The sequence below is a fragment of the Shewanella sp. SM55 genome, from assembly GCF_025654025.1.
GTDB classification, from domain to species: Bacteria; Pseudomonadota; Gammaproteobacteria; order Enterobacterales; family Shewanellaceae; genus Shewanella; species Shewanella oncorhynchi.
Window position 1 is genome coordinate 1 of the sequence record NZ_JAKKRS010000002.1, and the last position, 12,776, is coordinate 12,776.

General features: G+C 44.7%; 8 protein-coding genes and 13 tRNA genes. 12 read left to right on the plus strand and 9 right to left on the minus strand.

Annotated features, from left to right (window positions below; all coding sequences use genetic code 11):
- Positions 1–156: 156 nt before the first annotated feature.
- The 8 genes from L5L91_RS03170 to gltX all read right to left on the minus strand — a co-directional run bounded on the left by L5L91_RS03170 (position 157) and on the right by gltX (position 2,880).
- Positions 157–232: transfer RNA gene (locus L5L91_RS03170), tRNA-Glu, on the minus strand.
- 131 nt (positions 233–363) lie between these two features.
- Positions 364–439, minus strand: a tRNA-Glu gene (locus L5L91_RS03175).
- Positions 440–557: 118 nt separating this feature from the next.
- A tRNA-Glu gene (locus L5L91_RS03180) sits at positions 558–633 on the minus strand.
- 131 nt (positions 634–764) lie between these two features.
- A tRNA-Glu gene (locus L5L91_RS03185) sits at positions 765–840 on the minus strand.
- A gap of 130 nt (positions 841–970) precedes the next feature.
- A tRNA-Ala gene (locus tag L5L91_RS03190) sits at positions 971–1,046 on the minus strand.
- A 104-nt stretch (positions 1,047–1,150) separates the two neighbouring features.
- Positions 1,151–1,226 (minus strand) — tRNA-Glu (locus L5L91_RS03195).
- A 63-nt stretch (positions 1,227–1,289) separates the two neighbouring features.
- Positions 1,290–1,365 (minus strand) — tRNA-Ala (locus L5L91_RS03200).
- A 105-nt stretch (positions 1,366–1,470) separates the two neighbouring features.
- The gene (gene gltX, locus L5L91_RS03205; protein ID WP_168824307.1) at positions 1,471–2,880 is read right to left on the minus strand and encodes a glutamate--tRNA ligase; all 1,410 of its coding nucleotides are present in this window, start codon (positions 2,878–2,880) and stop codon (positions 1,471–1,473) included.
- Between the two features lie 614 nt (positions 2,881–3,494).
- Here gltX and L5L91_RS03210 point away from each other — a divergent pair.
- The 12 genes from L5L91_RS03210 to L5L91_RS03265 all read left to right on the plus strand — a co-directional run bounded on the left by L5L91_RS03210 (position 3,495) and on the right by L5L91_RS03265 (position 11,469).
- Positions 3,495–3,570 (plus strand) — tRNA-Val (locus L5L91_RS03210).
- Between the two features lie 44 nt (positions 3,571–3,614).
- Positions 3,615–3,690, plus strand: a tRNA-Val gene (locus L5L91_RS03215).
- A 37-nt stretch (positions 3,691–3,727) separates the two neighbouring features.
- Positions 3,728–3,803: transfer RNA gene (locus L5L91_RS03220), tRNA-Val, on the plus strand.
- Positions 3,804–3,851: 48 nt separating this feature from the next.
- A tRNA-Val gene (locus L5L91_RS03225) sits at positions 3,852–3,927 on the plus strand.
- A gap of 48 nt (positions 3,928–3,975) precedes the next feature.
- Positions 3,976–4,051, plus strand: a tRNA-Val gene (locus L5L91_RS03230).
- Between the two features lie 28 nt (positions 4,052–4,079).
- Positions 4,080–4,155, plus strand: a tRNA-Val gene (locus L5L91_RS03235).
- A gap of 167 nt (positions 4,156–4,322) precedes the next feature.
- Positions 4,323–4,553 (plus strand): hypothetical protein, encoded by a 231-nt coding sequence (locus L5L91_RS03240; RefSeq protein ID WP_105252063.1) that lies wholly within the window; start codon positions 4,323–4,325, stop codon positions 4,551–4,553.
- Between the two features lie 473 nt (positions 4,554–5,026).
- Entirely contained in the window at positions 5,027–6,046 is a 1,020-nt protein-coding gene (locus L5L91_RS03245) for a TRAP transporter substrate-binding protein (protein WP_173497703.1), read from the plus strand.
- 59 nt (positions 6,047–6,105) lie between these two features.
- Positions 6,106–6,762 carry a TRAP transporter small permease gene (locus tag L5L91_RS03250; protein WP_049821767.1) on the plus strand — a complete coding sequence of 219 codons (657 nt, stop codon included), beginning with the start codon at positions 6,106–6,108 and terminating at the stop codon, positions 6,760–6,762.
- Complete coding sequence (locus L5L91_RS03255; RefSeq protein ID WP_028761090.1) at positions 6,762–8,159, plus strand: TRAP transporter large permease; 1,398 nt, start codon at positions 6,762–6,764, stop codon at positions 8,157–8,159. Before L5L91_RS03250 ends, L5L91_RS03255 begins: the two co-directional genes overlap by 1 nt.
- A gap of 129 nt (positions 8,160–8,288) precedes the next feature.
- Complete coding sequence (locus L5L91_RS03260; RefSeq protein WP_028761091.1) at positions 8,289–10,085, plus strand: ATP-binding protein; 1,797 nt, start codon at positions 8,289–8,291, stop codon at positions 10,083–10,085.
- A gap of 4 nt (positions 10,086–10,089) precedes the next feature.
- Positions 10,090–11,469: a sigma-54-dependent transcriptional regulator gene (locus tag L5L91_RS03265; protein ID WP_028761092.1), complete on the plus strand. Its 1,380-nt coding sequence runs from the start codon at positions 10,090–10,092 to the stop codon at positions 11,467–11,469.
- Positions 11,470–11,485: 16 nt separating this feature from the next.
- Here L5L91_RS03265 and L5L91_RS03270 read toward each other — a convergent pair whose 3' ends face one another.
- Positions 11,486–12,733 carry an MFS transporter gene (locus tag L5L91_RS03270; RefSeq protein WP_219234031.1) on the minus strand — a complete coding sequence of 416 codons (1,248 nt, stop codon included), beginning with the start codon at positions 12,731–12,733 and terminating at the stop codon, positions 11,486–11,488.
- Positions 12,734–12,776 lie beyond the last annotated feature (43 nt).

The following is a 12,776-nucleotide window of genomic DNA, read 5'->3' on the forward strand; positions in this document are numbered from 1 at the left end:
GGGCGGGGCGGTGTCCTAGGCCTCTAGACGAAGGGGACCCGGACTTATGTTTTAACTCGTAACCGAGTTTTGTAACACATTCACTTCAGTAGGCTAGGAAGCAAATGCCTTGTTCTTACCAAACAACACGTTAGTTATTTGCTAGGAACCAAAATGTGGTATCCCCTAGGGGATTCGAACCCCTGTTACCGCCGTGAAAGGGCGGTGTCCTAGGCCTCTAGACGAAGGGGACCCGGACTTATGTTTTAACTCGTAACCGAGCTTTGTAACACATTCACTTCAGTAGGCTAGGAAGCAAATGTCTCGTTCTTACCAAACAACTCGTTAGTTATTTGCTAGGAACCACTCTCTATAAAATATAGATGGTATCCCCTAGGGGATTCGAACCCCTGTTACCGCCGTGAAAGGGCGGTGTCCTAGGCCTCTAGACGAAGGGGACCCGGACTTATGTTTTAACTCGTAACCGAGTTTTGTAACACATTCACTTCAGTAGGCTAGGAAGCAAATGCCTTGTTCTTACCAAACAACACGTTAGTTATTTGCTAGGAACCAAAATGTGGTATCCCCTAGGGGATTCGAACCCCTGTTACCGCCGTGAAAGGGCGGTGTCCTAGGCCTCTAGACGAAGGGGACCCGGACTTATGATTTAACTCGTAACCGAGTTTTGTAACACATTCACTTCAGTAGGCTAGGAAGTAAATGCTTTGTTCTTACCAAACAACTCGTTAGTTATTTGCTAGGAACCACTCTCTATAAAATATAGATGGTATCCCCTAGGGGATTCGAACCCCTGTTACCGCCGTGAAAGGGCGGTGTCCTAGGCCTCTAGACGAAGGGGACCCGGACATATTAATTTGAACCTAAGGTTCCCGTTTAACATCTACGGCCTTATATGCACTCTTCTAAATAACGAATTGTGCCTTGGGTGTATTAATTTAAACTTTCGTTTCTGCTTAATAAGGCAGTAAATTGGTGGAGCTACACGGGATCGAACCGTGGACCTCTTGCATGCCATGCAAGCGCTCTCCCAGCTGAGCTATAGCCCCAAATTTTTGTCAACACAGCTAACTTTAGCAGTATATGTATCAGCAGAAATTTAGATTTTGTTCTTACCAAACAACACGTTAGTTATTTGCTAGGAACCAATATTTGGTATCCCCTAGGGGATTCGAACCCCTGTTACCGCCGTGAAAGGGCGGTGTCCTAGGCCTCTAGACGAAGGGGACCCCGGACATATTAATTTGAACTTTTCGCTAGAAAAGGTTCCCGTTTAACATCTACGGTAAGTTTGGTGGAGCTACACGGGATCGAACCGTGGACCTCTTGCATGCCATGCAAGCGCTCTCCCAGCTGAGCTATAACCCCAAACCTATCGAACTACATTTAAGTGCACTGCAAGCATTTGCTCGACTGTGTCTCAACTGCGTGGCGCATTCTATGCAGCGCACCTAAAAGTGTCAACTCGTTTTTTTAGGAATTTATTCTATCTGCTACAAATTCAATCGCTTTGGATATTCTTTGCTCAGAACGGCTTCTTCCAATTAAAAATAGTGTGATATCTAAGCCTGGAGACTGCCCTGCCCCTGTTACTGCAACACGTAAAGGCATACCGACCTTACCCATACCCACATCTAATTCAGTAGCAGTATCTTCAATTGCCTGATGAATAGCTTCAGCTGTCCACTCAGTTAATGCTGATAATTTCTGTTGCACCAGTTGCAATGGCTCTAACGCAACACCGCGTAAATGCTTTTTCGCCTGTGCTTCATCAAACTCAGCAAAATCTTCATAGAAATAGCGGCTAGATGCAGCTAACTCTTTTAGAGTCTTAGCGCGCTCAGCTAATGCAGTGACCACTTCAGCTAATGCTGGGCCATTTGACAGATCAATTTTTTGATCGTCCATGTGCCATTGTAAGTGCGTTGCCACATATTCTGGATCTAGGCTCTTTATATAGTGTTGGTTCAACCACACCAGTTTATCGGTATTAAAAGCAGAAGCGGCTTTGTTGATGTCACTCAACTTAAAGAATTGCTTCATTTCTTCTAATGAGAAAATCTCTTGATCGCCATGTGACCAACCTAAACGTACTAAATAGTTCAGCAGTGCTTCTGGTAAATAGCCATCATCACGGTACTGCATTACGCTAACAGCGCCATGGCGCTTAGACAACTTAGCGCCGTCATCACCTAGAATCATAGATACGTGTGCATATTCTGGGATCGGCGCCCCTAATGCTTTAAGAATGTTGATTTGACGCGGGGTATTGTTGATATGATCTTCACCACGCACCACACAAGTGATCCCCATATCCCAATCGTCAACCACCACACAGAAGTTATAGGTTGGCACGCCGTCGGTACGGGCGATGATCAAGTCATCTAATGCCTCGTTAGAAAATTCAATCCGACCACGAACATGGTCATCAAATACCACTGAACCACCGATTGGATTTTTAAAACGCACCACAAATGGTTCATCAGTCTCGCGAGCAGGTAAGTCGCGACAGCAACCATCATACTTTTGTGCTTCACCGTTAGCGGCCTGTGATTCTCTTAAGGCATCGATTCGCTCACGTGAACAGTAACATTTATACGCTGTGCCCTTTTCTAACATTTGAGCAATGATTTCGTTATAACGGTCAAAACGCTTAGTTTGGTAATATGGGCCCTCGTCCCATGTCAAACCTAGCCAGTTCATGCCTTCTAAAATCGCATCGCAAGCGGCTTGAGTCGAACGCTCAATATCAGTGTCTTCAATACGTAATACAAACTCACCGTTATTGGCACGGGCTTGTAACCAAGAATAAAGTGCCGTACGGGCACCACCAACATGCAAGAAACCGGTAGGACTAGGGGCAAAACGCGTCTTAGTTGTCATAATGGGACACTAACCTATATAAAGTCGTCTAGATAAAGACAATCACGATAAAAAAGTGGGCTTATTCTAACAGTCAAAGCAGGCGCTGCAAATGGGACAAGCTTCACAGTATCACTTATCTGGTTAAATCGTGTCGCGAATCCCTCCCTTTTATAGGGAAGCCAATATAAAGCGATATATAAAGGTGGCACTATTGCTATCACCACCATTGATTAATGCTAACACTTGAGATGATTTTTCAGGCTTTATATTCCAACCCCTAAATCTCTACACCTATATTCCTTCGACTATAAATATCTGCGCCATCGAACACGTGCATCTATACACTATCAATGCACTCATACTATTAGTGCGTAGTGCGCTAATTTTTATAAATCACTCACTTCCTCAGCACTTTTACCACAAAAAAGTCCGGTGAATAGGATGAGTTCAACCCATATTTAATCGCGAGCGTCCGAATTACGTACCATTGACTGGCGAATTAAATAACACTTTGATCGGCGGCGTGATTAGCATTAAGCCAATGTGGACAAAAATAGCGCGACCAATTCTTTTTTCACTAAAAAGCGTTGACACTAGATCGTACCTCCCTATAATACGGCTCCACACAGCGAGGTCGATTAGCTCAGCTGGGAGAGCACCTCCCTTACAAGGAGGGGGTCACTGGTTCGAGCCCAGTATCGACCACCATATTTTCTACAAAGAAATTATGGCATACAAAATGTTATATCCCAGGTCGCTTAGCTCAGCTGGGAGAGCACCTCCCTTACAAGGAGGGGGTCACTGGTTCGAGCCCAGTAGCGACCACCATATAACTTATTGTATTAGTTTGTAAAAGTCATTCCCAGGTCGCTTAGCTCAGCTGGGAGAGCACCTCCCTTACAAGGAGGGGGTCACTGGTTCGAGCCCAGTAGCGACCACCATTCTTTAGTGAAGAATGACTTAAAAATTGTGTAGTTTAAGAATTCCCAGGTCGCTTAGCTCAGCTGGGAGAGCACCTCCCTTACAAGGAGGGGGTCACTGGTTCGAGCCCAGTAGCGACCACCATTCTTTAGTGAAGAATGACTTAAAAATTGTGTAGTTTAAGAATTCCCAGGTCGCTTAGCTCAGCTGGGAGAGCACCTCCCTTACAAGGAGGGGGTCACTGGTTCGAGCCCAGTAGCGACCACCATATTCTGCAATACACACGTTATATCCCAGGTCGCTTAGCTCAGCTGGGAGAGCACCTCCCTTACAAGGAGGGGGTCACTGGTTCGAGCCCAGTAGCGACCACCATATATCTCCCCCAATAAACTTTACCCACGCGCTTACTCAACTATGCTTGATCTCAATCAGCGAGTGATAAGTTATGCTATTCGGCATTTTATATTTCGTTAAATACTAAGCACTATCGACACTCAGCCTGATTTCATTCTGCTTTAGCATTTTTGGAGATCAACATTATGGCCAGCGTCAGTCAATCCGCTTCTCTTGCCAATATCGCCACTTATTTAAAGCATACCCACGCCTGCGATGAGCAAACGGCTCTAAAAGAAGCGCGGGAAGTCATGCATAATCTCGTCAGCATGCGCCAAAAAGGCTTTATTACCGGTTGGTACTTTGATGAACAAGGCCATTTAGCCTTGTTACCTAGCGATGCTATCCTTAAACGTATTCTTTTAGAGGATGACTAACAGCATCAAATGAATTGTGTCTTAATTGACTACGATAGCTATCGACTTAACCTCCCTAGACTTCACATCTCACCTACACTTCTTCTCCTAAAGCAGCTCACCACAATATTTGTATTTGTCGTTATATCGCATACTTTTACGGCTTTTTTTGATCTCAAAATAACTAAGTTTGTTTAATTTATCTGCAACGACAAGAGCCGTCAATTTGGGGCCGATCTTCACTATGGGTGGGTTTCCACCCAAACACAAAATCACTGTGAGCGAGATCTCACCCACCAAACTAAAAGTGTGACAAACATCAAATGAACTACACTTTAGTAACCAAACACTTACAGAAGCCAGTGTAAGTTGGCGTGGTATTTGCCTTTAGTAAGACAGACCTCAGGGAAATCAAGGCTGTATTCCTACTCAAACTTGGTAACAAACTAACCAAGACTGAGGACAAATCCTAACAACAGAAAAAGGAACTCAAGATGATATTGAATCAACAAACTGGATTGACCCGTCCACTCAAAACCTTAGTCAAAATGCTCGCTGTTGCCTCCGTATTTGCGACCAGTTTTAACGTATTTGCAGAACCGATTGAAATTAAGTTTTCACACGTAGTGGCAGAAAACACACCTAAAGGCCAAATGGCACTTAAATTTAAAGAACTCGTTGAACAACGTTTACCAGGTGAATACAAAGTCAGTGTATTTCCTAGCTCACAGTTATTTGGGGATAACAACGAACTAGCGGCACTGCTGTTAAACGACGTACAATTTGTCGCGCCTTCACTCTCAAAGTTTGAGCGTTACACTAAACGCCTACAAATATTCGATTTACCTTTCCTATTCAATGATATGGATGCCGTGAACCGTTTCCAACAAGGTGAAGCTGGTCAAACATTACTGAACTCCATGAGCCGTAAAGGAATTGTCGGTCTGGGTTATTTACACAATGGTATGAAACAGTTCTCATCTAACACACCACTTAAAAATCCTGCTGATGCAAAAGGCTTGAAATTCCGCGTTATGGCATCTGATGTTCTAGCGGCCCAGTTTGATGCTGTTGGTGCAATCCCTGTGAAAAAACCTTTCTCTGAAGTCTTTACCCTGCTGCAAACCCGCGCTATCGATGGTCAAGAAAACACTTGGTCAAATACTTATTCACAAAAGTTCTATGAAGTGCAAAGCCAAATCACTGAAAGTAATCACGGTGTTCTCGACTATATGGTCGTGACCTCTGACACTTTCTGGAAAGGTCTACCAGCTGACAAACGTAAGATCATCAAAGAAGCTTTAGACGAATCTATCGCATTAGGTAACAAGATTGCTGCTGAAAAAGACAATGAAGACAAAAAGTTAATCCTTGATTCTAAACGTTCACAGTTAGTGACCCTGTCTCCTGCTGAACGTCAAAAATGGGTTGAGGTAATGAAACCTGTTTGGGCTAAGTTTGAAGATCAAATCGGTAAAGATGTGATTGATGCTGCTGTTGCTGCAAATAAATAATAATGATGATAGCCGCTTAAGCTCAACCGAGCTTAGGCGGCCATTTCAGCGAGGGGATTATGGCTGTGATATCGCGAATATTTGGTTATATTGAAGAAGGTGTGCTCAATTTATTGATCACTCTGATGACGCTGTTAGTGTTTTCAGAAGTCGTCGCCCGCTTCTTCTTCAACACGGGTTTTCTTTGGATCCAAGAACTTACATTAACCTTTTGCGGTTGGTTTGTGTTATTTGGTATGTCCTATGGGGTTAAAGTCGGTGCCCATATTGGTGTCGATGCGTTTGTTAAAAATTTAGCGCCAAAGGCTAAAAAGATAGTATCTCTTATTACTGCCTTTGTTTGTATCGTCTACTGCGGACTCTTTTTAAAAGGCAGTTGGGATTACTTAAGCCAGATGTATCAAATCGGTTTGCCTATGGAAGACATACATTTCCCACAATTTATATTAAAAAGCCTTGATCCAGATTTTGCTTGGAACACTTTAAAAATCGATATTGAAGATGGCGCAATACCGATTTGGTTATCTCAAAGTATTTTAATCATTGGCTTTTTTATGTTGACTTGGCGTTTTGTCGAACTCTTTATCGCCATTCTGCGTGACCAAGTCTCAGGCTTCCAATTTGCCGATGAAGCGAAAGAAAGTATGCATTTAATCGATGAGAACGCTAAAAACGCTAAAGTAGATCCAGTCTCTGACCAAAAGGAGGCTAAATAATGGCTATTGCAACCCTATTTACTGCCCTATTCGTATGTATGTTTCTCGGTATGCCTATCGCTATCGCATTAGGTTTTTCCAGCATGCTGACGATTTTATTGTTCTCGAATGACTCCTTAGCTTCAGTTGCACTCAAGCTGTATGAGTCTTCATCTGAGCATTACACTTTACTCGCAATCCCCTTCTTTATTCTGTCATCCGCCTTCCTATCAACGGGTGGTGTCGCTAGACGGATTATCGATTTTGCCATGGACAGTATTGGACATGTCCGTGGTGGATTAGCGATGGCATCCGTTATGGCGTGTATGCTGTTTGCTGCGGTTTCTGGATCTTCTCCTGCGACTGTTGCGGCAATTGGTTCTATCGTCATAGTCGGCATGGTAAAAGCAGGTTATCCCGAAAAATTTGCTGCAGGCGTGATCACGACCTCTGGCACTCTCGGGATTTTGATCCCACCTTCAATCGTCATGTTAGTGTATGCCGCAGCAACTGAAGTGTCGGCTGCAAAAATGTTTATGGCAGGCTTAATCCCAGGTTTAATGATGGGATTTATATTGATGATCGTCATTTATATCGTTGCCCGCTTTAAAAACTTGCCCTCACGTCCTTTTCCTGGCGTTAAACAACTGGGGATTTCAAGTGCCAAGGCAATGGGTGGATTAGCACTCATCTTTATCGTATTAGGCTCTATCTATGGTGGCGTCGCTAGCCCAACCGAAGCATCAGCTGTGGCTTGTGTATATGCTTACCTTATTGCGGTATTTGGCTACCGTGATATCGGGCCATTAAAAGACGTGGCATGGCGTAATCAAGGTGAAAACTTAGCCAAAGCAACTGCGCGTAACTTAGGTCATATGTTCTTAGGACTGATTAAAACGCCTATCGACAAAGACATACGTCATGTTGTGCGCGATGGTGCTAAGGTCAGTATCATGCTGCTGTTTATCATAGCTAACGCTATGCTATTTGCGCATGTATTAACCACAGAACGTATCCCTCACATTATTGCTGAGTATATTGTTAGCATGGGTTTACCCGCCTGGGGATTCCTGATCATCGTTAACTTACTGTTGCTTGCTGCCGGTAACTTTATGGAGCCATCGGCGATTGTACTCATTATGGCGCCAATTCTGTTCCCTATTGCAACGCAATTAGGCATAGATCCTATCCACTTAGGTATCATAATGGTCGTAAACATGGAGATCGGTATGCTAACGCCGCCGGTGGGACTCAATCTCTTTGTCACCGCGGGGATCACGGGGCGCAGTATTGGTTGGGTGATTCAGTCGGTTCTGCCTTGGTTACTCGTGATGCTAGCCTTCTTAGCCCTGATTACTTACGTACCACAGATTTCACTCTTCTTACCTGAATGGTTGGATTCGATGCGTGGATATTAGTCTGCAATTCAAGGTTGTGAGATTACCCCTTGATTACAGATAGATTTTAAGCGAGCCTAGTCAGGCTCGCTTTGTTTTATTATGCGCAGTATCAGTTATTGATCCCGTTGCTTTATCAGGATAACCACCATGTTGCCCATGACGCCTAAGGCCAAGAAACGCCTCTTTCTGACCGTTGTGTTACTTGCAGGCCTATTTGCAACCCTCAAACTGACCTACTGGGTGCATTTGCATCAAGGTAAAATCGAGATCCAAAAGCAATCGGAGAAACAACTAAAGGAATTAGTCAGTTTTCTCGATGGTGCACTATCGCGCTACGAAAGTATTCCCCACGTGCTCTCGACTAACCCAATGCTCGCCAATGTCCTGAACGACCAGCAGAATCCTGACAAAGTCCAAGAGCTTAATTTATATCTCGAAGAAATTCAGCATGTCACCGAAGCATCCGATATCTATCTGATCGATGCCTTAGGTATCGCCATTGCCGCCAGTAACTGGCAACAAAGTTTTTCCTTTATTGGCAAGGACTACTCCTTTAGACCCTATTACACAGATGCTATCTCGGGCAATCTAGGCCGTTATTACGCAGTGGGTACCAGCTCAGATAAGCGCGGATTTTATTTCTCTTACCCTATTTATCAACAAGGTGGTAAAGGCATACTTGGGGCCATCATAGTCAAAGTTAATATTGCCGACATAGAGCAACAAAGTACCAGTATCGCGATTGCGGGTCAGTATCAGTTCCTTATCAGTGATCCTGAGGATATCGTCTTTATTTCCAGTATCGATGAATGGCGGTTAAAGTCACTAACCCCGCTTACCCAAGCCAAGCAATATGCCCTTAATGCCTCAAAACGCTATGCAGAACGTCCCATAGGAGAGTTGTTGATGAAGCCGCCCTATGAAAGTGGTAGTCAAGCTATGCTTTACCAACTGCAAACGGGTACAGACCATGAACAATACATGGACATCCACCAATCAATGGCTAAAGCAGGCTGGCGAGTACACATCTTAGCGCCAATCAAACCTTTACTGACCTCTTTGCCCGCACTGATGTTACTGTCAGCCAGTATTTATCTTTTGCTGGCACTCAGCATCCTATTTAACGCCGAGCGCCGTCGCAATCTACACCGAATGCAACTAGCGCAAAGCCTATTAGAACAGCGAGTTGAAGAACGCACTCAGGACTTACAGCAGGCCAACAATCAACTCAAAGATACTCAAGATGAGCTGATCCAAGCGGCAAAACTGACAGTGATAGGCAGTTTATCCGCCAGTATTAACCATGAACTCAATCAACCACTCGCGGCACTTCGCAGCTATGCCCAAAATACCCAAACTTTTCTCGCCCGTGATATGCAAGATAAGGCACTGGATAATATCAAGATTATTATTGAACTTACCGATAGATTAGCCGATATTGTTGGGCAATTTAAAAGCTTTACCCGCAAGAGCCAAGGCGCTGATAGCGCAACCGATATTGGCCGCTGTATCAAGCAAGCCCTGACCATAGTTCAACCTGCAATTGATAAACAGGGTGTTGAACTCGATGTGCAATTACCCAACGGCAACTATCAGGTTTGGGGCGATAAGGTTAGATTACAACAAGTGTTTGTCAACATTATGAGCAACGCCATTGTCGCTATGCAACAATCGGTTAAACGCCAATTGGTTATCCGCGTGACCAGTGAAGATAAGTTTTGCATCAGCATCCAAGATTCAGGCCCTGGTGTACGTGAAAGCCAAATGGAGAAAATCTTCGAACCCTACTTTACCACCAACGAACGGCACGGATTGGGGCTAGGCTTATCAATTTCACAACGTATTATCGAATCCATGCAAGGCCAAATTAACGTTGCCAATGCCGAAGAGGGTGGCGCTATTTTCCAGATTATTTTACCTATTTACTTGCTCGAGGAACGTTAGTTTTATGAGTGTGCCCAATTCAATTCAAGATTATTCTGTTCTCATCATCGACGATGAGCCGCACATAGGCACAGTTCTCGTTCAACTATTTGAACTGGAGGGCATTAAGGCGCTCGCCACCACAGAACCCAAAGGTATCGCTAAGTTGCTGCATAAAGATTGGGCGGGAATGGTGATATCGGATGTCAACATGCCACAATTAGACGGCATCAGCTTAATGCAACAAATCCGTCTGCAAGATCCCGATCTCCCCGTTGTCCTACTCACTGGTTTTGGTGATATTGCCATGGCAGTCAATGCGTTAAAACAAGGCGCCTACGACTTTCTCGAAAAACCCTTTAATAACGAACACATACTCGATGTGGTTAAACGCGCCTTAGAAAAACGCAGTCTGACCTTAGAGAACCGCAAGCTTAAAAAGGATCTCGAAAGCCAAAGCGTACCGGGCCCTCGTATTTTGGGCAACAGTGTCGGCATCAACCGTATGCGCCACATCATAACGCAAGTGATAGATACGCCTGCGGATGTGTTAATTGAAGGCGAAACAGGTACAGGTAAAGAACTTGTTGCCCGCTATTTACACGACCACAGCAGCCGCAGCCAAGCCAACTTTGTCGCCATCAACTGTGGTGCAATCCCCGAAAACCTGATTGAAAGTGAACTCTTTGGCGCCGAAGCGGGGGCCTTTACTGGCGTCGATAAGATGCGCATTGGTAAATTTGAATATGCCAATGGTGGCACGTTATTTTTAGATGAAATTGAGAGTACGCCACTGTCTCTGCAAGTAAAACTGCTGCGAGTGCTTGAAGATCGTAAGGTTGAACGTTTAGGCTCTAACAAGAGCATCAACTTAGATATTCGCGTGATTGCGGCTACAAAAGTCGATTTAAAAGGTCTGTGTGACACCGGGGAATTTCGCCAAGACTTGTTGTATCGCTTAAATCTGGTGACTGTGCCCATCCCTCCCCTGAGAGATCGCCGTGAAGATATTCCGTTACTCTTTTTACACTTTGCCCGCGTCGCATCGGCACGCTATCACAAAGCGCTTATCGCCTTAAATGCGGAGCAAAACGCGATACTTACTTCCCACGACTGGCCAGGCAATGTGCGTGAGTTACGTAATCTCGCCGAACGCTTTGTGCTGCTGGGCGGAGAAGCCGCCTTTGCTGGCACATTAGGCAATACTCCAAGCCTGCACTCGAGTATGTCCCTGCTACAAAGGGTAGAGTTTTTTGAACGGGTACTGATTGAAGAAGCACTTAGCCACAACAAGGGCAGTATTAAGCAGACCATGGAGCAGCTAGAACTGCCCCGAAAAACCCTCTACGACAAAATGCGTAAATACGATTTAGACCGCAAACAGTACATTAATTCCGATGACTAAAAGGCATATTTAAGCTTTAGACCAACGCCCGTTTGACATGAGTTTGATGGTAATGCAAACGGGTGATAGCTAAGGCGATCAAGGCTAATAAGGTTAACGAGCCCATCACCACACCTCGCCACTGCGCCTCATGCCAAAACATCATCAAATAAGGGCCGCCAATCGCAGCACCTAAGTAATAACAACATAAATAGAGTGACGTCGCCTTAGCTCGATCACGACTGGCCCGCATTGCAACAAAGGAATTACAGCAACTGTGGGTAAGGAAGAACCCACAGGCGGTCATTAAAAAACCTAAGCTAATGGTTAAGGTCGTATCAAACAGGGTCAGTAAACTGCCGAGCAACATCACGCACCAAGACCATTGATATAATTTATGTTGACCAAATTTGGCGAGCCATTTCGCAGTGAAATACGACGCAATAGTCCCGCTGGAATAACACAGAAAAATCAAGGTGGCTTGGAAACGACTCCATTCATAGGGTGGAGCCATCAAATGCAGTTGAATAAAGCTAAATTGATTCACCATCATCATAAAGGTCAAGCCACCAATCGCGTAGACCAAACGCATTTGCGCATCGGTGAGATGATGACTAAAGCCATGAAGATCTTGCGCTAAACGGGCGCGTTTTGATAAGGAAGGCTCAGTGTTACTGGGTGACATCGACTGCGCATCGGCAAGTGAAGGCAGCAAATAGTTCACTAAAGCCACCCCCGCTAACGTCACTAGAAACAACAACCACATAGATTCTTGCCAAGATAAAAACTGCGACATTAAACCACCTAGCAGACGTCCAACAATCCCGCCAATACTGTTCGCCATAATATAAATGCCTGCGGCTTTCAGCATAGTGCTTGGTGATAATTGCTCCTTAAAGTACGCCATGGCAATCGCAGGTACGGCAGCGAGTAATGCACCTTGTAGCAATCGCACTAGCACTAACCCATTAAAATCCGGCGCCCAGATTAATAGTAAGTTAGACAATGCCAATAACCACAAGCTGACAATGATTGGAGTGTGTCGACCGATACGATCTGACAGTACCGCATACAAGAGCAATGAAAAGGCTAAGGAAAAACTGGTCACCGACAGGATCAAGGTTGCTTTAGAGCCTGATACCGCAAAATGTTCCGCAATCAGCGGCAACATGCCTTGCATTAAATACAAGTTGATATAGACCACCACTGAAGCGACGCAGAGCGCCCACATCAATCGGGTGTCACGCTGTTTATTGTCAATCATAGTATCTAATACTGCTTGCACGGGAGCCTCAACCAAGTATCACTCATAGGATAGACAAAGATTA